Below are 21,872 nucleotides of genomic sequence, written 5' to 3' on the forward strand. Positions count from 1 at the left end.
CAGCTTACACCAAAGGCGGGGCCGACTCAGCCCCGCGCCGGGAAGGGGAGGCCTGTGTTAACATGGCCGCTCTCGTTTTCCATCCGCTTTCACTACAGGAAACCATGCCATGCCCATCTGGGTTGATGCCGATGCCTGCCCCATTCCGGTCAAGGAGATCCTCTACCGCGCCGCCCACCGCGCCCAGGTCGTCACCACCCTGGTGGCCAATCAGGGATTGCGGGTGCCCCCCTCGCCTTTCATCAAAACCCAGCAAGTGGAGAAGGGATTCGATGTGGCAGATCATGTCATCGCCCAGCAGGTTCAGCCCGGCGATCTGGTGATCACCGGTGATATCCCCCTCGCCTCCTGGGTGATCGATGCCGGTGGCGAGGCGCTCAACCCCCGTGGCGAGATCTACACCCGCGAAACCATCAAGGCGCGGCTCGGCATGCGCAACTTTATGGAAGAGCTGCGCTCGGCCGGCGTGCAAACCGGCGGCCCGGCCCCCTTCAATGCCGCCGACAAGCAGCGCTTCGCCAACGCCCTCGACAAGTGGCTGGTCAAAGGCAAGTTATAAATAGGCTATAAAGGCGCCCAATTTGGGCGCTTTTTCGCCGTAACATCCTGATTTTTAAAATAAGAGCTGACCACAACCGTCAGGCTGGTAAGATGCGCCGCCATCTTGTCCACGCCGTAATCATCATGACCGCCCAAGGGCACCTGCTCTTCTCCGTTACCTGCACCCTGATCGCCCACAAACTGCAGCTCACTCCGGCCCTGGCAGATGCCAGTCTGTGGCAGACCATCCCTGCCGCGCTGGCCAGCGCCCTGTTGCCCGACCTCGACCACCCCAAATCGGTGCTGGGGCAACGACTGCCGTGGATCTCGAAACCTCTGTCGCGGCTGTTCGGGCATCGCGGTTTCACCCACAGTCTGCTGGCGGTCGCCGCTGCCGTCTGGGGGCTGAACCAGAGCCTGCCGCCGGACACCTTGCCCATGGGGGTCAAGGATGCCCTGATCGTCGGCTACCTCAGCCATCTGCTGGGGGACTGGCTCACCCCGGCGGGCATTCCGCTCTTCTGGCCCATCAAGCGCCGTTACCGCCTGCCGGGCTGGTCGCTGCGCAGTGGCGGCGCCATCGAAACCGGCTTTTGCACCCTCACCCTGCTGGTTGCCGGCTGGTGGTGCGGCTGGCGCCTGTAAGCCAGAAATAAAAAAGCCCCTGACGAGGTCAGGGGCTCAAACCGTGGCAGATGCCACTGAGGATCAGATCATGATGCCTGCGATAACAGCAGAGAGCAGGCTGACCAGAGTTGAACCGTAGACCAGCTTCAGACCGAAGCGGGAAACCATGTTGCCCTTCTCTTCGTTCAGCGCTTTTACCGCACCGGCGATGATGCCGATGGAGCTGAAGTTGGCGAAAGAGACCATGAAGATGGAGAGGATGCCGACGGTACGCGGGGAGAGCTCGGCAGCAATCTTGCCCAGATCCATCATGGCCACGAACTCGTTGGTCACCAGCTTGGTCGCCATGATGGAGCCCGCTTGCAGCGCTTCACCACTCGGGATACCCAGGATCCAGGCGATTGGATAGAAGAGGTAGCCCATGACGTACTGGAAGTTGACACCAAACGCCAGCTCGAACAGGTAGTTGACCAGGGCGATCAGGGCAATAAAGCCCACCAGCATAGCCGCCACGATAACGGCAACGGAAAAACCGGCCATGATGTACTCGCCCAGCATCTCGAAGAAGTTCTCTCTCTTCGGCGTATGGTGCTCGTCGCCCTCGGCCAGCGCCTTGGCATCGGTCACGGTATTGTCCGGCTCGTAGGGGTTGATCAGCGACAGCACGACAAAGGTGCTGAACATGTTGAGCACCAGCGCAGCCACCACGTAACGCGGCTCGATCAGCTGCATGTAGGCACCGACGATGGACATGGAGACGGTGGACATCGCCGTCGCCGCCAGGGTGTACATCTGCTTCTCGTTCAGGTGCGGCAGGATGTTCTTGAGGGCGATGAAGTTCTCGGATTGACCGACGATCATGGAGCTGATGGCGTTGAAGGACTCCAGCTTGCCCATGCCGTTGATCTTGGCCAACACGGTACCGATACCGCGGATCACCAGCGGCAACAGGCGGATGTACTGCAGAATACCGATCAACACGGAGATGAAGACGATGGGCATCAACACCATCAGGAAGAAGGTAAATGAACCTTCATTCATCATGCCGCCAAATACAAAGTCGGTTCCCTGCTTGGCAAACTCCATCAGCTTGGTGAAGCCGGCCGCGAAGCCACCCACCACAGCCAGACCCACTTCCGAGTTCAACATGAACCAGGCCAGCGCCAGCTCGACCACCAGCAGTTGGCCGATATAACGCAGCTTGATCTGTCTCCAGTTGTGGCGGTTAGCCAGCAGAGAAAGAGCGAGGACCATCACCAGTCCGAGCACAAAGTGAACGTATTCCATACCTGTAGCACCTGAGTGAATTGTAATTTTCGACCGGCGCCATCATAGACATTTGCACATTTAAAAATCAGAGAGTCATCACAATCCCGTGTAATAATATGCATGCAGGATAATACAAACGTTTTTAAATTAATTACGCAACAACCTGATATTAATCGCACAACTTTGACGACGACAAATTCATTAAAAAACATGATATTACATAATTAAAATGGCATTTTCATGGCCCTCCAAAATATCTTGATATCATTTTCGCAACATTGTGTTTAATGCCACACTCGCCAATAGAATATTTTTCAACCATTATATTTAAACAACAGAAATGGCAAACGTTTATCCGCAATAAATAATTACATGCATGTTTGAATAATTACCCCGATATCCTTTCACATATTGCTCACAACCAATCTGGCAACAAATACCCCCATAATGTGCCCCCCATGGCCAGCCGTTCAAAAATCCGCCACATCCGGTGCCACATTCTGGTATGATGCGCGGCCTTAGCGCTCGCGCATCCCCGTTTTCTCCGAAATAGAGTCCTTTTGTGAACAACAGCGAATTTAGCAGCCTCAATCTCTCCCCCGCCCTGCAAGAGAACCTCACCAGCCTGGGTTACCTGCAGATGACCCCGATCCAGGCCCAGAGCCTGCCCCTGGTGCTCGATGGCAAAGACCTGATTGCCAAGGCAAAAACCGGCAGCGGCAAGACCGCCGCCTTCGGCCTCGGCCTGCTGGCCAAGCTCAACGTCAACCGCCTCGAAGTGCAGGCGCTGGTGCTCTGCCCGACCCGCGAACTGGCGGACCAGGTGGCTCAGGAGATCCGTCGTCTGGCGCGCGCCCTGCCCAACGTCAAGCTGGTGACCCTGTGCGGCGGTACCCCGACAGCACCTCAGTCCGCCACCCTGAGCTTTGGTGCCCACATCGCCGTCGGCACCCCGGGTCGCATTCTCAAGCATCTGGAGCAAGGCACGCTGGAGCTATCCGGCCTCAAGACGCTGGTGCTGGATGAAGCGGATCGCATGCTGGACATGGGCTTTGGCGAAGATATCAACCGGGTCATCAGCTATGCCCCCCAGCAGCGCCAGACCCTGCTCTTCTCCGCCACCTATCCGGAAGGGATCGCCCAGATGAGCCGCGGCGTGCAGCGCAATCCGGTCGAGGTGAGCGTGGAATCCCTGCACGAGGGGAGCGCCATCGAACAGAAGCTCTACGAAGTGCCTGCCGGTCAGCGCCTCGACGCCCTCACCTGGCTGCTGAGTCACTACCAGCCCAGCTCCTGCGTGGTGTTCTGCAACACCAAGCGCGCCTGTAACGACGTGGCCGACCATCTGGCCGCCAAGGGCTTCTCGGCGCTGGCGCTGAATGGCGATCTGGAACAGCGCGAGCGGGATCAGGTGCTGGTGCGCTTTGCCAACGGCAGCGCCACCATTCTGGTGGCCACCGATGTGGCGGCCCGCGGCCTCGACATCAAGGAGCTGGGCGCCGTCATCAACTACGAGCTGACCTATGATCCGGAAGTGCACGTGCACCGCATCGGTCGTACCGGTCGTGCCGGCCAGCAGGGTCTGGCCCTGAGCCTCTATCAGCCGAACGAGGCCCAGCGCGTCAACTTTATCGAAGAGTACCAGCAGGCTCCGATGCCGCTGGGTGATCTCGACAGCATCGGCCGCGATATCAAGCCGATCGCCCCGCAGATGGTGACCCTCTCCATCGATGCAGGCCGCAAGACCAAGGTGCGGGCCGGTGACATTCTCGGCGCCCTGACCGGTGAAGGCGGCATTGCTGGTGCCGATGTGGGCAAGATCCAGATCTCCGAGCAGTACTCCTACGTCGCCGTGAAGCGCAGCGTGGCGAGCGCCGCCCTCAAGCGGTTGCAGGAAGGCAAGATCAAGGGTCGCAGCTACCGCGCCCGCAAACTGGGCTAAGGTTCTTTGCAAGCCGTTAGCCAGACCACAGGCGCCTGACAGGCGCCTGTTTCATATCTCCGATGCCGCCATGCGGCAAGGCAGGCACCATGACCCAAGCAATCCAAACCGATGTGAGCTGCCAGAACTGCGAAGCCTGCTGCTGCCGCCTCGAAGTGATGCTCTTTACCGATACCGGCGTGCCGGACCGTTATGTACTGGAACGGGATGGCGAGATACCGGTCATGCGCCGGCTGGACGATGGCTGGTGCGCCGCCCTCGACCGCAACACCATGATGTGCCGTATCTACGAGGTGCGACCGCTGATCTGCCGCGAATTCGAAATGGGTGAACCCGACTGCGTTGACGAACGGGACAAGTGGTTTATCAAGCTGGATTGACCAGGATCCTCGAATGCACTCACCACGATGATGTGCCCCATCCATGTACGAGTACGAGGTACGGCCGCTGATCTGCCGCGAATTCGAAATGGGTGAACCCGACTGCGTTGACGAGCGGGATAAGTGGTTTATCAAGCTGGAGTGAAACCCGTCCAAACGGTGAGCGAGGTGGTCAAGCGTTCGCAGGTTCACAGGGAGCGGTGTTGAGCTGCTCCCCCAGCCACTGGATGGCCGCTGCCTCCTGCTCGAAGTAACGTACCGCCCGAAAGGGTAATCCCTTGAAGATGTTATCCGCCAGATAGCGCTTGAAGCCCCCTACGAAGACCACCGCCAGAAACTGACACCCACTCTCGGCACACCAGCCAAACTGGCGACGAAAACGGGCCAGCACCTCGGGCCCGGCCGCTTCAAACTCGGTCGCGACCTCGACAATCCCCCAGGGGCCATCCATCAATCCGGCCAGTTCGTGACGAAAGCGCGCCTCATAGGCCATGGCACCTGCCAGATTGAAGGGGCCACTCGGGCGGCAGATCAGCATCTGGCCCCTGCGCTCCATGTCAAATTGCCCATGTGGCTGCATGACTGCTCCCATTCCGTTACCACCACCATCGCCTGCAAATTGTTACCACAAGGTAATAATTTATAAGGAAAAGTCCAGCAGCAAACAGGCTTTCCCCAAAGCGTAGTCATCCTATCCAGCAAACCGTCGGCACCTTATGTTACCGACATCCCGCACTGAATCGATCTCAAGATGTGCGATTGCAGTTAACGAAACGTTACTGCTATTATCCGCGCCGCCACAAACATTCCACCTGCCGAAAGGTTTGCCCCCCCCCAACAAGGATGTGCAATGAAAAACAGGGACTCGAGTCATTACCAACGGATCTGGCGCTGGCACTTCTACGCCGGTCTCTTTGTTGCCCCTTTCCTGATCCTGCTGTCACTGACCGGGATCGTCTATCTGTTCAAACCCCAGCTCGACAACCTGATGTACCCCGAGCTGATGAAGGTCGCCCCCGCCAGCCAGACCCTGAGTGCCAACCAACTGCTGGCCAAGGCGATGATGACCATGCCCGATGCCAGCCTGCGTAAATACCTGCCGCCTGCCGCTCCCGACCTGAGCGCCCAGTTCATCGTCAATCAGGGGGATCGCGAACTGACCCTGTTTATGGATCCCGCCAGCGGCGCTCTGCTCGGCACCATGGATAACAAGTGGAATCTGCAAGCGGTGGCCCGCTCCCTGCACGCCGACCTGCTGCTCGGTACCACCGGAGATCGGCTGATCGAGCTGGCTGCCGGCTGGGGGATAGTGCTGCTCATCAGCGGCCTCTATCTCTGGTGGCCGCGCAAGGGGCCCGGCGTGGGCGGTATTCTCTGGCCCAGAGTCAGCCAGCGTGGCCGCCTCTGGTGGCGCGATCTGCACGCCGTTATCGGCTTCTGGGGCGCAGGTTTCCTGTTGCTGCTGCTCTTGAGTGGCATGACCTGGACCGGTTTCTGGGGCGATCAGTTTGCCGCGGTCTGGAACCGCTTCCCCGCCGCCATGTGGAACGAGGTGCCCAAATCGGCACCGCTGGCCCGCACCCTGAATCAGGCCCACGAGCAGACGGTTCCCTGGGCGGTGGAGAACACCCCCATGCCCAGCTCGCAGCCAGTTGATGAGGGGCACGATCACGGTGCCATGAACCACGGCGAGCACGAGGGAGTGGTGATGGCAAGCCAGCGGATCCCGCTGCAACGGGTGGTCGAGATCGCCCATGAGCGGGGAGTCCAACCGGGTTACAGCATCACCCCGCCGGTCGGCGCCACCGGCGTCTACACCATCGCCCTGTTTGCCGATGATCCGCGCAACGACGCCACCCTGCATATCGATCAATACAGCGGCAAGGTGCTGGCCGATGTGTGCTGGCAGGATTACGGCCCGGTCGCCAAGACAGTAGAGAGCGGCGTTATGCTGCACATGGGCAAGCTCTACGGCTGGCCCCATCAGCTCGCCATACTGCTTATCTGCCTGATGGTGCTGGCCAGCGCCATGAGCGGCCTGTGGATCTGGTGGTGCCGCCGTCCGCAGGGGCGTCTCGCCGCGCCGCCACTGCCCGCCAAATTGCCGCCGATGCACGGAGCCATCGCCCTGCTGATCCTGCTGGGGATCGCCTTCCCGCTGGTGGGCGCCTCCATGGTCGCCATCTGGCTGCTCGATACCCTGCTCTTCTCCCGCCGGACTCCGGCGCTGGCCAAGGCCAGCTGAGCTACCTCGATAACGACCAAAAAGGGCTCCCGTTCGGGAGCCCTTTTCATTTATCGCGGTTCCATCCATCAGGTCAGGAGAGCGCCAACCCGATGGAGAGCAGCAGGCTGAACAGAAAGGCGCTGATGGCGGTCTTCTTGAGGGCACCGGTCAGCACCTCGCCATCGTAGCTTTCGCGAAGGGTCTTGGCCGCATCGCTGAGAGGCTTCATGGCGGGTAGGAAGATCCACGGCCAGAAACTGGCGGGCTGGATCAGGATAAAGGCGATGGTTGCCAGCAACGCCGCCCCCAACAGTACCCAGTGATAAGCGATGGCGCGGTTGCGGCCAAGGCGCACCGCCAGGGTGATCTTGCCGCTGGCGGCATCGGTCTCGATGTCGCGCACATTGTTGATATTGAGCACGGCGGTGGCCAGCAGGCCACAGGCGGTGGCAGGCAATAGCAGATCCCACTCCAGACTCTTGGTGAAGAGGTAGTAGGAGCCGAGCACCCCGAGCAGGCCGAAGAAGAGGAACACAGAGATATCGCCAAACCCGCGATAGCCGTAAGGAGTCTTGCCGACGGTGTAGGTCACCGCCGCGACAATGGCAGCACCACCCAGCACCACAAATGCCAAAATCTGCAGCCACTGGCCGCCGAAGGCACAGCCCAGCAGCAGCAGGCCACTGGCCACCGCCGCCAGCGCGGTCAGCCCCATCGCCACGCACATCTGCTTTTTGGTGATAAGACCGGAGACCACTGCCCGCTGCGGGCCGATCCGCTCGCCGTTGTCGGCGCCGGAAACCGCATCGCCGTAATCGTTGGCCAGATTGGAGAGGATCTGCAGCAAGATGGCGGTCAGCAGGGAGAGCGCCATGATGGTGCCATCGAAGGCACCACGACTGGCTGCCAGCCCCGAGCCCAGCAGGATGGAAGAGCAGGCGAGCGGCAATGTTCGCAAACGCGCCGCCAGCAACCAAACAGAGAAGGTATTTGTCATTTTGTGATGGCCAAACAATCGGATATTGATCGTGTTAAGGGTTATCGAACCGGATTTGGGTATACTTGGCCCCGGAGAGTGAAGCTCCCGCGGGCGATTTACATGGACGAATGGGCAGATAATATATAGGAAATCATCGCCCTTTGGCATAAACCTACGGCATCCAGCTACCGGATCGCTCGTTACTACCCGGCTCAGACAAGAATCCATGTTGGCTCAGACCCATATCAAGCAACAACTGGACGCCCTGCGTCACAGCAACGTCAGCGGCTTCGTACGGTTGCGAGTGGCGATCGAAATCCGCTCCTTTCTGGGCTGGCTCGCGGCGCAAACCCTCTATCCCCGCATCTACTGGCAGGCCCGTGGAGAGGCTCGTCCCGAGTATGTCGCGCTAGGCGCCATCCATGAACTGACCGAACCGCACGCCATCAAGCAGGTGTGCACTAACACAGCCAACCAGCATCATGACGACAGCCCTCGCTACTATGGTGGACTGGCGTTCGATCCGGCCCAGTCCGGCTGGCAAGGGTTTGGCCCCTGCCGTTTCGTGCTGCCCCGCATCGAGCTGGTGCGCCGTGGCGAATGCGTCAGCCTCTGCCTCAACCTCTGGCTGGATGAAAACAATCTCGAGGCCGAACTGCAGGCGGCCGAAGCCGCCCTCGATGCCCTGCGCCCGGAAGACCCGCTGCCCGCCCTGCAAAAGCAGTCCTGGCAGCGACAGGATTGCCCCGCCCCCGCCCAGTGGCAAACGCTGGTAGAGCGCGTCACTGCCCCCGATTTTCAGGCCCACACTCCCAAGGTGGTGCTGTCGCGGGAGAGTATGCTGACCAGTCCGAACCATGATGCAGACATCAATCCCTGGGCCATGCTCGACCAGTGGGCCCGCCACGCCCAGGACTGCTTCCACTTCGGTTTTCAATTCTCCCCCGAACAGGCCTTTATCGCCTGCTCTCCCGAGCGGCTCTACCGCCGGGAAGATCGCCACCTCTTTACCGAGGCGCTGGCGGGCACCATTCGCCGCTCCGGCGATGAAGAGGTGGATGCCCAACTTGCCGCCGAGCTGCTGGCCGACAGCAAGAACCGGCTGGAGAACCGGCTGGTACACGCCGACATACTCAGCCGTCTGGCGCCACTGACCCACGATGCCACCCTGACCGAGCCGCGCATTCTCAAACTGCGGCTGCTGCAACACCTCAAGTGCGATATCGAAGCCGAGCTCAAGCCCGGGGTCTGCGACTGGCAGCTGCTCGACACCCTCCACCCGACTCCGGCGGTGGGCGGCGCCCCGCGCGAGGCAGCGCTCGCCTTTATCCGCGAGTTCGAACCCTATGATCGGGGCTGGTACGCCGGAGCCTGCGGCATGCTGAGCCGGGAGACCTCCGAGTTCTCGGTCGCCATTCGCAGCGCCCGCATTCAGCCGGGCAGCGTCACCCTGTTTGCCGGTGCCGGCATTGTCGCCGGTTCCGAGCCTGTCGCCGAGTGGGCCGAACTCGACAACAAGATCGCCAATGTGCTCTCCCTGCTGGGATAGTCACTCACCCTTTTCACGCTTCGAGAGCCCCTATGCCCACCCGTAAAGAGCCTGCCAGCGAAGAGTTTGCCTGCCCCCCGTTTTCGAGCCAGCACGCCACCTTCAACCACGTCTGGTCCTCCCTCTTGCTGGAGGAGCTCTTTCGCCTCGGGGTGCGCGACATCGCGCTGGCCCCCGGCTCCCGCTCCGCGCCGCTGACCATGGCAGCCGCGGCCCATCAGGGCTTTCGTCGTCACTTGCACTTTGACGAGCGCGGCCTCGGCTTTATGGCGCTGGGTCTGGCCAAGGGGAGCAACCGGCCGGTGGCGGTGATCATGACTTCGGGCACCGCGGTAGCCAACCTCTGGCCCGCCGTGGCTGAGGCCCAGCTCACCGGCGTGCCGCTGATTATTCTCTCCGCCGATCGCCCTCACGAGCTTATCGACAACGGCGCCAATCAGGCGATCGACCAGCAGGGGATCTTCGGCCGCTACCCCGTCTATCAACAGAACCTGCCGAGCCCCACCCCGACCATTCCGGCGGCGTTTGTGCTGAGCTCGGTGGATCAGGCGCTGGCCAAACAGGCGCTCACTCCCGGAGTGGTGCACTTCAACTGCATGTACCCCGAGCCCCTTTACCCGGGCGAGCACTATCAGGATTTCTCCGACTATCTGGCCCCCCTCGGCGACTGGCTCGGCTCGCACAAGCCATGGAGCCCGTGGCAGCAAAACGAGCCGAGCTGCCCACCTCAGGCGGAGTGGGAAACCTTTCGCCAACAGCGCGGCATCGTTGTAGCTGGCCGCATTACCGACCCGAAGCAGGCACAGGCCGCCGCCGCGCTGGCGGAGCAACTCGGCTGGCCGTTGCTGGCGGATCTGCAGAGCCAGATCCGCTTCGATTGCCGTAACCTCATCCATATGGATATGGCGCTCAACGACCCTGAATTCGTCGCCGAGCTCGGCCGCGCCGAGGTGCTGCTGCAATTTGGCGCGCGGCTTGTCTCCAAGCGGCTCGGCCAGTTCATAAAACACCATTCATGGCAGGATTACTGGCTGGTGGATCCGCAACCGGCGCGGCTCGATCCCGACTACCGGCTGCGCAACCGGCTGCTCTGCAGTGCCAGCGCCTTTGCTGCGGCCCATCCGGTCACCACACAAGCCCCTTGGCACACATTGGCCGAGCTGCAACACAACGCCAGCCAGCAGATCGCCGCTGCCTGCGAGCACTTCTCCGAGCTTGGGGTCTGCCATCGCCTCAACCGCCTGATCGAAGGGCAACTGTTTGTCGGCAACAGCATGCCTGCCCGACTAATGGATATGCTCGGCGAAACGGGCAAGGGGCCGAGCCGGGTGATGACCAACCGTGGCGCCTCCGGCATCGATGGCCTGATCGCCACCGCCTACGGGTTTGCCCAATCAATCGAGCAGGACAGTGATGAGCCCACTACCCTGCTGCTTGGGGATCTCAGCGCCCTGCACGATCTCAATAGTTTCGCCCTGCTCAGCAAGGCGAGCCGACCGCTGGTGGTGATCCTGCTCAACAACGATGGCGGCAGCATCTTTCGTATGTTGCCGGTGCCCACCGAAGGGGAGCTGCTGGAGAGCTACTACCGGCTGCCCCACGGCCTCAGCTTTGAACATGCCGCCGCCATGTTTGGCCTCGCCTATCGGGCGCCGACCACCCTGCCCGAGTTCGAACGCGATTACCGCGCCGCCCTCCAACATGGCGTTACCTTGATCGAGATCCGGGTACCGAGCGAGCAGGTGGCCGATGATCTCAAGGCGCTGGGGGCCGCCATCCGTGGCAAATAAAGATGCCAATGTACCACTGGTGCTACTGCACGGCCTGCTGGGGGATAGCGGCGACTGGCAACCGGTGATCGACCGGCTGCCCGCCATCCGCTGCATCGCCCTCGATCTGCCAGGTCATGGTCAGCATAGTGCTCTCACCGTCAGCGACTTTGAGCAGAGCCACCAGTGGCTGGTCGCCGAGCTGGCCAGCCGCAACATTGAACGCTATCTGCTGGTGGGTTATTCGCTGGGGGGGCGACTGGCCCTCTACCACGCCAGCCGCGAGCCCACCGGGCTGCGGGGGCTGCTGCTGGAGAACTGCAACCCGGGGTTACCGGCCTGTGAACGGGCCGCCCGCATCCAGCACGATGAACAGTGGGCGCGGCGCTTTGAGCAGGAACCACTGGCTGACGTGCTGGCAGACTGGTACCGGCAAGGGGTGTTTGCCGATCTTGACGATGCGGCCCGGGCCAGCCAGATCGCCCGCCGCCTTGGCAACGACGGTCAGGGCATCGCCACCATGCTGCGCGCCACTTCGCTCGGCAAGCAGCCGGATCTCGCCCCCTGGCTCATGGCGAGCCAGCTGCCGGTTACTTATGTGAGTGGCAAGCGGGATCACAAATTCCATCAGCTGGCTTGCCAGCTGACGAACCAAGATCGCAGAATCAACCACTTGGTGCTGGATGGCGGCCATAATCTGCACGCCCATCAGCCTGATAACTTTGCCCGACTCCTCGCGGAGTGGGTCAACCAACAAGAAGAGACGAGTCATGATTGAAGCAATGACGGAAGCTGAACTGTATGCACCTGTTGAATGGCAAGATTGCTCCGCCGGTTACGAGGACATCCTCTATCACAAGTCCAACGATGGCATTGCCAAGATCACCATCAACCGTCCCCAGGTGCGCAACGCCTTCCGCCCCCGCACCGTCAAAGAGATGCTGCAGGCGCTGGCCGATGCCCGTTATGACGATCAGATCGGCACCATCATCCTGACCGGTTTTGGCGAGAAAGCCTTCTGCGCCGGCGGCGACCAGAAGATCCGTGGCGACTACGGTGGATACCGGGATGACGAGGGGACTCACCACCTCAACGTGCTCGACTTCCAGCGCGACATCCGCACCTGCCCGAAACCTGTGGTTGCCATGGTGGCCGGTTACGCAGTCGGTGGCGGCCACGTGCTGCACATGATGTGTGACCTGACCATCGCCGCCGACAACGCCCAGTTTGGCCAGACCGGCCCGAAAGTGGGCTCCTTCGATGGCGGTTGGGGTGCTTCCTACATGGCTCGCATTGTCGGCCAGAAGAAGGCCCGCGAAATCTGGTTCCTCTGCCGCATGTACGATGCCCGGCAAGCCCTCGACATGGGTCTGGTCAACACTGTCGTGCCGCTGGCGGAACTGGAGCGCGAAACCGTGCGCTGGTGCCGCGAAATGCTGCAAAACAGCCCGATGGCGCTGCGCTGCCTGAAAGCCGCCCTCAACGCTGACTGTGATGGTCAGGCGGGCTTGCAGGAGCTGGCGGGCAATGCCACCATGCTGTTCTACATGACCGAAGAGGGTCAGGAAGGCCGCAACGCCTTCAACGAAAAGCGTCGCCCCGACTTCTCCAAATACAAGCGGAACCCCTGATGACACTAGCCCTGTATCGCTATCAACTGCCTTTTACCCAGCCCCTGACCTTTCACGGCAAGGTGGAGGTGGCGCGAGAGGGGCTGTTGGTGCGCATCAACGACGGCTGGGGGGAAATCGCCCCCCTGCCCGGCTTCTCGAAAGAGAGCCTGCAACAGGCAGAGGCAGAAGCCCTTGCCACGCTGGCGGCCCTGGCCGCTGGCGACACCCCGAACCCCGTGCTGCCGTCGGTGCAATTTGGCCTCGACTGCGCACGCCGGACATGGCCCGAGCAGCGCAACCCGCTGCCGGAGCCCTATCCCCTCATTCAAGGCTCCCCCCAGGAGCTGCTGCGCAACTGGAAAGAGTGGCTGCACCGCACGCCCGGCAAGGCCAAGCTGAAGGTGGCACGCTACCCGATGCGTGACGAGCTGGCGCTGATCCGCCTGCTGTGCGACCGCCTCCCCTCCCTCAAGCTGGTGCTGGACGCCAACCAGGGCTGGACCCGCGAGGAGGCTTGGACCTTCTGCGGCCACCTCGACCCGAATCGCATCGAGTATCTGGAAGACCCCTGCGCAGACTTTGCCGACATCGCCTTTGTCGCAAACCGCACCGGCATGCCGGTGGCGCTGGACGAGCTGCTGGCACAAGGCAAGCCGTGGGAGCCGATCCCGCAACTGCGCGCGCTGGTGCTCAAGCCTACCCTGCTCGGTTCACTCGCCAACTGCGAAGCGCTGATCGCCCGCGCCCGCGAACTGCGGCTCAAGGTGATCATCTCCTCCTGCTTCGAATCGGATCTGGGCCTGAACCAGCTCTTTCATCTGGCAGGCGAGTGGGCACCGGAACAGGCGCCGGGGCTGGATACCCGCCGCTGGATGGCGGGCAATCTGCTGGGGGAAGATGGCAAACCGGATCTGAGTCGACTGGAGCAACTGTATTACCGTGATTGAACCCACACGTTCACCCGAACAGACTCCTTGCCCGGTACGCCACCGGGCAATCACAGCCCCGAACCGCATTGCCATCCACGCAGCCTCCCCCCTCAGTTACCGCCAGCTCGATGCCCGCCTCAACAGCCTGTGCCAACAGCTGGAACAAGCCGGAGTGCGTCGTGGCGCTCATCTGGCGGCGGTGGTGCGCGGTGCGCTGGAAGATGTGCTGCTGGCATGGGCCTGCGTGCGCAGCGGCGTGGTGTTCTGCCCGCTCAACCCCGCCTTTCCTCTCGAAAAGCAGCGCGAGCTGGCGGTACAACTCGATGCCGATGCCTTCTGGTCGGCAGGGGAGATCCCGGCAGGCAACTGGCAGCCCTTGCAGCTCGACTTCACGCGCGAACTGCCAGCAAGCGAGGAAGCGTGGCCGCTGGAATCGACCCAGCTCAACAATATGATCCTCACCTCGGGCTCCAGCGGCACGCCGAAAGCGGTAGTGCACCTGCTCTGCAACCACCTGGCCTCGGCACGCGGCTCTGCCACCCTCATTCCCCTTGATGAGGCCTGCGGCTGGCTGCTCTCCCTGCCGCTGTTCCATGTGGGCGGCTACGCCATCCTGTTTCGGGTCTTTCTGGCGGGCGCCACGCTGGTACTGGATCAACGTGAACGCTCCCTCAAGGAGCGGCTGGAGTGCCAGCCCATTACTCACCTCTCGTTGGTGCCGACCCAGCTCTGGCGCCTGCTGGCAGAGGGTTTTGATCCCGCCCGTACCCGCCTGCGCGAATTGCTGCTCGGCGGTGCCGCCATCCCGCAGCCGCTGGTGAGCCGCCTCTGCGCTATGGGGCTCGAACCCAAGGTGAGTTATGGTCTCTCCGAGATGGGCAGTCAGGTCTGCACCGCTATCCCCGGCGATGCAGGCGTAGTTGGCAAACCGCTACCGGGACGGGAAGTGTGTATCAGGGAGCAGGAGATCTGTGTGCGCGGCGCCACCCTGTTTGCCGGTTACTACCAAGATGGCGAGCTGGAACTGCCGCTCGATGACGAAGGCTGGTTTCATACCCGCGACAAGGGGAGGTTCACTGCGGTAGGGGAACTGCTGGTAGAGGGGCGGCTCGACAACCTCTTTATCTCGGGTGGCGAAAACATCCAGCCCGAAACCATAGAGCAGCGACTGGTAGATCATCCCGCTGTCGCCCAGGCGCTGGTGGTGCCGGTGCCGAGCGACGAGTGGGGCCAACGCCCCGCCGCCTTTATCGACTGGCACGGTGAGCCGGTTCCCGACTCCGAACTGGCAGCCTGGATCCGCAGCACCCTGCCCGGCTTTATGGTGCCCGACCACTGGCTCCCCTGGCCCGATCTTGGCGGCAATCTCAAGCCCTCTCGCCAACTGCTGGGCAAGGTAGCCCGACAACAGACCACTCGGGCACGACAAGCTGAATGAGATCGGACTCACAATTTCCCGATCTTCTTTGAAAACAAAAAAAGAAACATGTGAGTCCTCACTGCGGCGCCAACCCACGATATCTCGATCAGACTCAAAAAGTCACCATCTTATTGATTTATCTGATTTTTAATTGGCAATTGATATCCCTTTGGAACTGTTTAAATTGCCTTGCGATTACTCGCAAGACAATACACAAACAAGAACAAAGGGATAAAAATGAACCGTTCAGGTACCGGGTGGCTGCTGCTGGCAGGCCCCCTGCTTTTGGCTACATCCTCGGCGCAAGCCAACTACTCCCCCAATGACTGGCGACAGTATCAGCTGACTGGCGAATCGAGCCGGCAACTGGCCGCGCGCATCACCGAGATCACCTACGAGCTCAAGGCGCGCAGCAGCAATGCTCCTTACCAGCAGCTCAGGGTCTACCGTCGCTTCGACTGGCAGAGTAGCGATCTCGCCGCACTGGCCGAACAGCAGTGTGGCGAGCCGCAGCTCAAGGTAGATGCGGGCTGGCAGATCCGCTTCGTGCGCTGTGAAGATCGGATTCCGGCGGGCAAGCTGATCCCGGCCAGCAGTTATGACTTTGGTTATGGCCTCAAGCAGGGTCGCTGGGAGCAACTGGCGGGCACGCCGACCGCCCAACGGCAGGATCGCCTGCCACTGCCACAAGCCATCATCCTGGGTCAGAACGAAAGGGAGCTGGATCGCTGTGAACTCAACGCACAGGGCCGCTGCACCGAGTCGGAGTGGCACTATCAGCCGCAGGATTGGCAGCAGTTGCAGGTACTTGAAGAGACCCCGAGTGAGCGGGATGGCCGGTTGGAGCAGATCTTTTTCCGTCTGCAGCCGGTGGCAGGCAGTCAGGCTGCTGCTCAGGTCAGCGAGATCCACGTCTGGCGCCGTTATCAGTGGCAGCTGGATCAGCTCACGCCTCAGCAGGAGTGTGATGAGCCGCAGGAGCGCAAGGAGGGGAGCAACACCATCCGCTATCGCATCTGTCGTCAGGTGATCCCCGCTGGCAGCGAGGTTCAGGTAACGTTGCAAGATAGCGGCTACCAATACCCGGTCGCCGGCGGCGAGTGGCAGCCCCTGCCAGAGAGCAAAGAGTGGCAGGAGAGTCGGGTGCTCAATCGCCCCATCGTGCTGGCCAGCAAGGAGGAGCAGCTGGAGTGCCGCCGCGCCAACGGTCGTCTCTGCTCCGAGCCAGAGCAGCCCGATGTGGATCTGCTCGACAGCGATGCCGCCAAACTAGTGGCCGACGTGAGCGGCCAGAACAGTCCTGCTTGGCAGGCGGATTACGGCCACGATGATGCCAAGCTGATGGCGGTGGTGCGCGGCATGCGTGCCCTGCTGGCGGCCAACCAACCGACCCATCCGGCAATGGACAAGCTGCTCTACTATGTGCGCGCCCACAACTACCACGGCGGCGTTGGTAAAGAGAGTGATCAGGCTGCCCGGGCACTGGCCGGGGTGATGATTGATCTGCTTAACCATCCCCTGCTGCTGGGAGCTGAACCACAGGATCAGGCTGGCACAGTGCTGGAAGCCTGGAGCGTAGCGGCGCAGGGACAACTTGGCCAAGCCGCCTTCCGCCAAAGTGCCGCCCCCATGCTGGCCCAGCTTAACCAGGCGTTCGGCTATGCGGTGCAACATGCGGCGCAGATCAATGGCCACAAACCCTGGGCCGATGGCCTGTTCGAGCTGCTCAATCTGGTCGATCAGAGCGCTTCTTATGGTCAGCAGGCTGACTTCAGCGCAGTTGTGCTGCAACAGGAAGCGGCATTGCGCCAGAGCCTGCTGCAACTGGGCCTGAGCGAGCTGGCCCTCTGGAAACAGCGCGATGGCTCACGGGATCTGTTTATCTTCAACAACATCCTCGATGCCCACAGCCGCCTCTATCAGATGATGCGCTACCTCCATCACACCAGCCCGGATAAGGCGATTGCCTATCGCCAGCAGCTGGATCGCGATGTCATCGCCATCATGCGCCAGCAGGGGCTGATCCCGGGTGGACAGCATCCGGCTGCCATGCTGGAAGAGGTCTCTCTGACCCTCTCCAGCTACTACCTCACCTACACGGATCGCACCAGCGAAGCCTGTGTCAGTGGCGAGTTCGCCGGGCTTTGTACCCCGATCCGCATGGAAGATATTCTGCCGTTCGAGCACACCTGCTCGCCCACCCTGCGTCTGCGCGCCCAGGATCTGACTCAGGCTCAGGCCGAAGGGATCTGCCGCGAGCTGGGTGATGAAGAGCAGCGCTTCCACCAGCAGATGGAGACTGGCTGGCAACCGGTGGCCGATGATCACAACGAAGCGCTGGAACTGGTGATCTTCAACTCCTCCGCCGACTGGGGCCGCTACGGCAGCGCGCTGTTTGGCGTCTCTACCGACAATGGCGGCATCTATATCGAGGGGGATCCGGCTCGCCCCGGCAATCAGGCCCGCTTCTTCGCCTATGAGGCGGAGTGGAAACGCCCTGCCTTCCAGGTGTGGAACCTGCGCCACGAGTACGTTCACTATCTGGATGGCCGCTTCAACCAGTACGGCAGCTTCGGCCACTATCCACTCAACCGCACTACCTGGTGGGCCGAGGGGATTGCAGAGTACATCGCCCACGGCCAGTGCTTTGCCCGGGGTCTGGATAACGTGGCAAACCGCCCCGCCAACCAGCGTCCGACACTGGCGGCGATCCTCCACCTTGACTACGACCAGGGTGGCGAGATGGTCTACTCCTGGTCCTATACCGTGCACCGCTTCCTCAACGATACCGGTCGCGGCGCCAGCTGGCTGGCGCTGGCACAGGCGCTGCGCAATCCGGATCGGCAGCAGGCGATGAGCGACTTCGAAGGGGAGCTGGACCGGCTGATCGCCAACGACAGCGATGCCTATCAGGCGTGGCTCGCCCGGGATCTGCTGCCCTGGTGGCAAGCAAACAAGGAGTCAGACGCCTGCAAGGGTAACGACTCCGCCCACTGATAGACATCCAACACAAAGAGGGGCTGCCACCGCAGCCCCTCGCTTTATCCCCCCGCACTCCCGCCTCTGCTGCGACAACCTCTGCCCGAATGAGGTGCCCGCCCGTTATCAAGTCTGACACCAGCGGCCGAGTTGTAATAGAATGCCGATAGCCACTCCCAACTTCAGACCCTGACCGCACCGCGCATGAAGAAGTTTGCCAAGATCCTCCTCGCCTGCCTCGTTTTGCTGCTGGCCCTGATTGCCATGCTGCTGGGCTACAGCGAGTGGATCGTCTCGGATGCCCGTCACTACACCTACGATCAGGTGGACAAGGTGCCCTACAACCGGGTTGCGGTGGTGCTGGGTACCTCCAAATATCTCTCCGGTGGCGGCCCCAACCACTACTTCAAATACCGCATCAAGGCGGCGGCCGAGCTCTACAACAATGCCAAGGTGGACTTCATCATCGTCTCCGGTGACAACGCCACCGTGCAGTACAACGAGCCACGCCAGATGCGCCGCGCCCTGATCAAGGCGGGCATCCCCGCCTCCGCCATCTATATGGATTTCGCCGGATTCCGCACCCTCGACTCTGTGGTTCGCGCCAAGGAGGTGTTCGGCCAGGAGCGCTTTACCGTGGTCTCCCAGGGCTTTCATAACGAGCGGGCCATTTTCATCGCCCGCCATTTCGGTATCGATGCGGTCGGCTTCAATGCCGAGGATCCCAGCGCCTATCAGGGGATCCGCACCCGGGTGCGGGAAGTCTTTGCCCGCCTGATGGGGTTGCTCGACCTCTATGTACTGGACAAGGGGCCCAAGTTCCTCGGGGCACCGGTCCCCATCGGTCTGCCTGTGCCTTGCCAGTCACTGAGCACCATCGGCAGCCTGCAACCCTGCCTCAAACAGCCCAAACCGGCGGTGGATGAGGCCAAGCCAGCGGCAGTCTCTGCCGCGGTTGCCACCGAGTCGGCTACTCCATCTGCCTCGGCCGCGACTGAACAAGTCACTCCTGCTTTATCCGCAGCGGCAGCCACTGAGCCAGTCACTCCCACCAAACCTGCGGCACAAACCACCGCCAAGACGCCCAGCGCGGCCTTGCCCACATTGCCGGTGGCCCCTTCAGCCGCCAGCGCCAGCACAGCCACACCATAAACAGATGACCCGCCAACTGGCGGGTCTTGTTATTACAGCGCAGGTTGTGGCGGTGACCTGTACACCCATTCCCAGCGGCCAAGTCAGCCTCGTGCCGCCTGATAGCGGCGGGCCACTTCGGCCCAATCCACCACCTGATAGAAGGCAGCGATATAGTCAGGACGCTTGTTCTGGTACTTGAGATAGTAGGCGTGCTCCCACACATCCAGCCCCAGGATCGGGGTATGGCCATGCATCAGGGGGCTATCCTGATTGGCACTGCTCTCCACCTGCAATCTGCCCGCCTTGTCCACCACCAGCCAGGCCCAGCCACTGCCAAAGCGGCTCAGAGCCGCCTGAGTGAAGGCCTGCTTGAAGGCATCGAATCCCCCCAATTCCCGCTCGATGGCCAGAGCCAGCTCACCACCCGGCTCACCGCCCCCCTGCGGGCTCATCACCAGCCAGAACAGAGAGTGATTGGCATGGCCGCCACCATGGTTGCGGACCGCCCCCTGCAAGGTGGCAGGCAGAGTATCGAAGCGGCGCAGCAGCTCCTCTACCGGCAGTGCGGCCAGCTCTGGCGCCTCTTCCAGCGCGGCGTTGAGGTTGTTGATATAGGTCTGGTGATGACGGCTGTGGTGGATCTCCATGGTCAGGGCATCGATATGGGGTTCCAGTGCGTCGTAGGCATAGTTCAGAGCTGGTAGGGTATGGATCATGATGACCTCTGTTCGGATTAATGGAGCCGGGATGAGCGCTCGCTCTGACACAGGCAGTGCCCGAGCGAACGCATGATCCCGGCGTGGCTGCCGTGGCGCTGTACGAACGTCAGCAACTCGGCACGGGTTGTGCGGGTATGGCGCAACGCGGCTTCACGCAGGCGAGAGGAGCAAGCGGGGGAGTGACAGGTCGCCAGCAGGCAGTCGTGCACATAGCAGAGCAGGTCGGCGGCGCGATCGGGCAGAGTCATGGCCACCAGCAGATCCGCCAGATTGTGGTGAGCCACAACCAGCGCCGCCACCGCCTCATCGGCATCGTGCCACTGCACCAATTGCTGACGAGCCAGCCAGAGCGCCTGCTGATAATGAGCCAGCGCATGATGATACTCGCCGCAATCAAACAGCCGGTTGCCCTCTCGGGTCTGCTGTTTCCAGTGACTCATGCTGCTGCCACCTTCGGTCGACTCGACCCACCCCTTCACCCAGGTTGCTGTCATATGCTTCACACCAATAAATGATAATAATTATCATTACATGAATCATATCCGGGAGACAAGGGGCGTCGGGATCGCAGCAAACAGCCAAAACAGCGCGGCCACCCCTTGGCAAGGAGTGGCCGCTTGAGGCAACCGGTCAGTGGATTCGACCGGCCAATTGGAAGTTAATGGCAAGTCAGATGTTGTTGGCTGGCGAGGGCGGGGCAATCCCCAGCAGCATATGGTCCATCATCCCCACCATGCGCCCTATCTCGGGCTTGGTGATGGTATCGTTGGCCCCCAGTTGCAGCGCTTTCTGACGGTTGTCATCGCTCATCAGGGAGGAGAACATCACGATGGGCATCTCCTTGTAGGAGGGGGTATCCCGCAGACGCTTGAGCAGGTGCATGCCATCCATGCGCGGCATCTCCACATCGGTGATCACCGCGTTGACAAAGCCGGTCACCGGCATCCTCTCCTCCTGGGCCAGGCGATCGAAATCCGTCATCATCTCCAGTCCCTCGCCCCCATCCTTGGCCGTAATCACGTTGTAGCCAGCGGTGCGCAGGGTGGTCTCGATCATCTTGCGGATAAAGGCCGAGTCGTCCACCACCAGAATGGTTTTGCCCTGGCGCAGCGCCATCATGCGATCGTCAATGAGCACCTTGCGATCCTGGGTGACGTCGTACTTCTCCATGCTGAGCTCGGGGTTGATATCGGCGATGATCTTCTCGAAATCGAGGATCATGATGAGGTTGCCATCGCGCCTGACCACGGCCACCACGCAGTCGTTCTCCCCCGCCTCCAGAAACTGGCTGGGGGACTCCACATCCTCCCAGGAGACCCGGTGGATCCTGCTGACACTGTCGATCAGAAAACCGTTGGCCATCTTGTTGAAGTCGGTGACGATCACCACCTTGTGGCTGGGGTCGGGGTTGGTCTTGATGCCGAGCCAGCCCGCCAGATCCACCAGCGGGATGAGGCGATCCCTCAGGGAGAAGACCCCCACCATATGACGCTGGGCGTTGGGGTAATCTGTGGTCTCCGGCACCCGGATCACCTCGCGTACCTTGGCGACGTTGATCCCGTAATAAGCGGTTTTTTCACGACCGTCCGGTAGCTGCTTCTTGAGGTGAAACTCGATGATCTCAAGCTCGTTGGTGCCACTTTCGGTCAGGATAGATTTACGCTCTTCCCCATCTTTGGACATCATGGTGACTCTCATTCTGGTTGCGCGGGCAGCAGACCGCTGCGGTTTTCCCTCAGTATAGGAATGGAATTCACCCAGCGGCTCGGATCTCGGCAAGATTGCAGCGTTAACCG

19 protein-coding genes and 1 pseudogene are annotated in these 21,872 nt (G+C 61.3%); 14 read left to right on the forward strand and 6 right to left on the reverse strand.

Going from position 1 to position 21,872, the window contains the following annotated elements:
- Nucleotides 1-109 precede the first annotated feature (109 nt).
- Both G5253_RS06960 and G5253_RS06965 read left to right on the forward strand, forming a co-directional pair.
- A complete protein-coding gene (locus G5253_RS06960; protein ID WP_005335916.1) occupies nt 110-559 on the forward strand; it encodes a YaiI/YqxD family protein in 450 nt (149 codons plus the stop codon).
- A gap of 125 nt (nt 560-684) precedes the next feature.
- Nucleotides 685-1,185, forward strand: a complete 501-nt coding sequence (locus G5253_RS06965; RefSeq protein WP_216980260.1) for a metal-dependent hydrolase — start codon at nt 685-687, stop codon at nt 1,183-1,185.
- 63 nt (nt 1,186-1,248) lie between these two features.
- On the opposite strand, the gene G5253_RS06970 is transcribed toward G5253_RS06965, so the two are convergent.
- On the reverse strand, nt 1,249-2,454 hold the full coding sequence (locus tag G5253_RS06970) for a NupC/NupG family nucleoside CNT transporter (protein WP_216952829.1): 1,206 nt from the start codon (nt 2,452-2,454) through the stop codon (nt 1,249-1,251).
- A gap of 544 nt (nt 2,455-2,998) precedes the next feature.
- On the opposite strand from G5253_RS06970, the gene dbpA reads away from it, so the two are divergent.
- From dbpA to G5253_RS06985, 3 genes and pseudogenes are all read left to right on the forward strand, one after another.
- Nucleotides 2,999-4,378: an ATP-dependent RNA helicase DbpA gene (gene dbpA, locus G5253_RS06975; protein WP_005335919.1), complete on the forward strand. Its 1,380-nt coding sequence runs from the start codon at nt 2,999-3,001 to the stop codon at nt 4,376-4,378.
- Nucleotides 4,379-4,467: 89 nt separating this feature from the next.
- A complete protein-coding gene (locus tag G5253_RS06980; protein ID WP_005341481.1) occupies nt 4,468-4,758 on the forward strand; it encodes a YkgJ family cysteine cluster protein in 291 nt (96 codons plus the stop codon).
- Nucleotides 4,759-4,810: 52 nt separating this feature from the next.
- A pseudogene (locus G5253_RS06985) lies at nt 4,811-4,903 on the forward strand (YkgJ family cysteine cluster protein); the annotation flags it as partial.
- Between the two features lie 27 nt (nt 4,904-4,930).
- On the opposite strand, the gene G5253_RS06990 reads toward G5253_RS06985, so the two are convergent.
- On the reverse strand, nt 4,931-5,338 hold the full coding sequence (locus G5253_RS06990; protein ID WP_421202967.1) for a hypothetical protein: 408 nt from the start codon (nt 5,336-5,338) through the stop codon (nt 4,931-4,933).
- A gap of 270 nt (nt 5,339-5,608) precedes the next feature.
- Between G5253_RS06990 and G5253_RS06995 the strand changes: the two genes are divergently transcribed.
- A complete protein-coding gene (locus G5253_RS06995; RefSeq protein WP_421202969.1) occupies nt 5,609-7,003 on the forward strand; it encodes a PepSY-associated TM helix domain-containing protein in 1,395 nt (464 codons plus the stop codon).
- A gap of 73 nt (nt 7,004-7,076) precedes the next feature.
- Here the strand turns inward: G5253_RS06995 and G5253_RS07000 are convergent, their stop codons facing one another.
- Entirely contained in the window at nt 7,077-7,982 is a 906-nt protein-coding gene (locus G5253_RS07000) for a 1,4-dihydroxy-2-naphthoate polyprenyltransferase (protein ID WP_064340110.1), read from the reverse strand.
- Nucleotides 7,983-8,190: 208 nt separating this feature from the next.
- On the opposite strand from G5253_RS07000, the gene G5253_RS07005 reads away from it, so the two are divergent.
- The 8 genes from G5253_RS07005 (at nt 8,191) to G5253_RS07040 (ending at nt 19,375) form a co-directional block, all read left to right on the forward strand.
- Nucleotides 8,191-9,513: an isochorismate synthase gene (locus G5253_RS07005; RefSeq protein WP_421202971.1), complete on the forward strand. Its 1,323-nt coding sequence runs from the start codon at nt 8,191-8,193 to the stop codon at nt 9,511-9,513.
- A 32-nt stretch (nt 9,514-9,545) separates the two neighbouring features.
- On the forward strand, nt 9,546-11,303 hold the full coding sequence (gene menD, locus G5253_RS07010) for a 2-succinyl-5-enolpyruvyl-6-hydroxy-3-cyclohexene-1-carboxylic-acid synthase (protein WP_421202973.1): 1,758 nt from the start codon (nt 9,546-9,548) through the stop codon (nt 11,301-11,303).
- Complete coding sequence (gene menH / locus G5253_RS07015; RefSeq protein WP_421202975.1) at nt 11,263-12,060, forward strand: 2-succinyl-6-hydroxy-2,4-cyclohexadiene-1-carboxylate synthase; 798 nt, start codon at nt 11,263-11,265, stop codon at nt 12,058-12,060. The genes menD and menH overlap by 41 nt, the downstream gene beginning before the upstream one ends.
- Nucleotides 12,053-12,913 carry a 1,4-dihydroxy-2-naphthoyl-CoA synthase gene (gene menB / locus G5253_RS07020; protein WP_005363149.1) on the forward strand — a complete coding sequence of 287 codons (861 nt, stop codon included), beginning with the start codon at nt 12,053-12,055 and terminating at the stop codon, nt 12,911-12,913. Before menH ends, menB begins: the two co-directional genes overlap by 8 nt.
- On the forward strand, nt 12,913-13,842 hold the full coding sequence (gene menC, locus G5253_RS07025; protein ID WP_005335937.1) for an o-succinylbenzoate synthase: 930 nt from the start codon (nt 12,913-12,915) through the stop codon (nt 13,840-13,842). The genes menB and menC overlap by 1 nt, the downstream gene beginning before the upstream one ends.
- Nucleotides 13,835-15,262 (forward strand): o-succinylbenzoate--CoA ligase, encoded by a 1,428-nt coding sequence (gene menE / locus G5253_RS07030; protein WP_421202977.1) that lies wholly within the window; start codon nt 13,835-13,837, stop codon nt 15,260-15,262. Before menC ends, menE begins: the two co-directional genes overlap by 8 nt.
- Before the next feature lie 219 nt (nt 15,263-15,481).
- On the forward strand, nt 15,482-18,241 hold the full coding sequence (locus G5253_RS07035) for a collagenase (RefSeq protein WP_421202979.1): 2,760 nt from the start codon (nt 15,482-15,484) through the stop codon (nt 18,239-18,241).
- A 186-nt stretch (nt 18,242-18,427) separates the two neighbouring features.
- Nucleotides 18,428-19,375 (forward strand): ElyC/SanA/YdcF family protein, encoded by a 948-nt coding sequence (locus G5253_RS07040; RefSeq protein ID WP_421202981.1) that lies wholly within the window; start codon nt 18,428-18,430, stop codon nt 19,373-19,375.
- A gap of 83 nt (nt 19,376-19,458) precedes the next feature.
- Here the strand turns inward: G5253_RS07040 and G5253_RS07045 are convergent, their stop codons facing one another.
- The 3 genes from G5253_RS07045 to G5253_RS07055 form a co-directional block, all read right to left on the reverse strand.
- Nucleotides 19,459-20,073: a superoxide dismutase gene (locus G5253_RS07045; protein ID WP_421202983.1), complete on the reverse strand. Its 615-nt coding sequence runs from the start codon at nt 20,071-20,073 to the stop codon at nt 19,459-19,461.
- Between the two features lie 17 nt (nt 20,074-20,090).
- Nucleotides 20,091-20,570 carry a hypothetical protein gene (locus tag G5253_RS07050; protein ID WP_421202985.1) on the reverse strand — a complete coding sequence of 160 codons (480 nt, stop codon included), beginning with the start codon at nt 20,568-20,570 and terminating at the stop codon, nt 20,091-20,093.
- A 175-nt stretch (nt 20,571-20,745) separates the two neighbouring features.
- A complete protein-coding gene (locus G5253_RS07055; protein ID WP_005335957.1) occupies nt 20,746-21,762 on the reverse strand; it encodes a chemotaxis protein in 1,017 nt (338 codons plus the stop codon).
- Nucleotides 21,763-21,872: the final 110 nt, after the last annotated feature.

This window comes from Aeromonas sp. 602658 (assembly GCF_049173005.1).
Classification (GTDB): domain Bacteria; phylum Pseudomonadota; class Gammaproteobacteria; order Enterobacterales; family Aeromonadaceae; genus Aeromonas; species Aeromonas veronii_A.

Coding starts and splice junctions, on each gene's coding strand:
- G5253_RS06960 (WP_005335916.1), top strand. CDS start 110: ATGCCCATCTGGGTTGATGCCGATGCCTGCCCCATTCCGGTCAAGGAG.
- G5253_RS06965 (WP_216980260.1), top strand. CDS start 685: ATGACCGCCCAAGGGCACCTGCTCTTCTCCGTTACCTGCACCCTGATC.
- G5253_RS06970 (WP_216952829.1), bottom strand. CDS start 2,454: ATGGAATACGTTCACTTTGTGCTCGGACTGGTGATGGTCCTCGCTCTT.
- G5253_RS06980 (WP_005341481.1), top strand. CDS start 4,468: ATGACCCAAGCAATCCAAACCGATGTGAGCTGCCAGAACTGCGAAGCC.
- G5253_RS06990 (WP_421202967.1), bottom strand. CDS start 5,338: ATGCAGCCACATGGGCAATTTGACATGGAGCGCAGGGGCCAGATGCTG.
- G5253_RS06995 (WP_421202969.1), top strand. CDS start 5,609: ATGAAAAACAGGGACTCGAGTCATTACCAACGGATCTGGCGCTGGCAC.
- G5253_RS07000 (WP_064340110.1), bottom strand. CDS start 7,982: ATGACAAATACCTTCTCTGTTTGGTTGCTGGCGGCGCGTTTGCGAACA.
- G5253_RS07005 (WP_421202971.1), top strand. CDS start 8,191: ATGTTGGCTCAGACCCATATCAAGCAACAACTGGACGCCCTGCGTCAC.
- menD (WP_421202973.1), top strand. CDS start 9,546: ATGCCCACCCGTAAAGAGCCTGCCAGCGAAGAGTTTGCCTGCCCCCCG.
- menH (WP_421202975.1), top strand. CDS start 11,263: ATGATCTCAAGGCGCTGGGGGCCGCCATCCGTGGCAAATAAAGATGCC.
- menB (WP_005363149.1), top strand. CDS start 12,053: ATGATTGAAGCAATGACGGAAGCTGAACTGTATGCACCTGTTGAATGG.
- menC (WP_005335937.1), top strand. CDS start 12,913: ATGACACTAGCCCTGTATCGCTATCAACTGCCTTTTACCCAGCCCCTG.
- G5253_RS07035 (WP_421202979.1), top strand. CDS start 15,482: ATGAACCGTTCAGGTACCGGGTGGCTGCTGCTGGCAGGCCCCCTGCTT.
- G5253_RS07040 (WP_421202981.1), top strand. CDS start 18,428: ATGAAGAAGTTTGCCAAGATCCTCCTCGCCTGCCTCGTTTTGCTGCTG.
- G5253_RS07045 (WP_421202983.1), bottom strand. CDS start 20,073: ATGATCCATACCCTACCAGCTCTGAACTATGCCTACGACGCACTGGAA.
- G5253_RS07050 (WP_421202985.1), bottom strand. CDS start 20,570: ATGACAGCAACCTGGGTGAAGGGGTGGGTCGAGTCGACCGAAGGTGGC.
- G5253_RS07055 (WP_005335957.1), bottom strand. CDS start 21,762: ATGATGTCCAAAGATGGGGAAGAGCGTAAATCTATCCTGACCGAAAGT.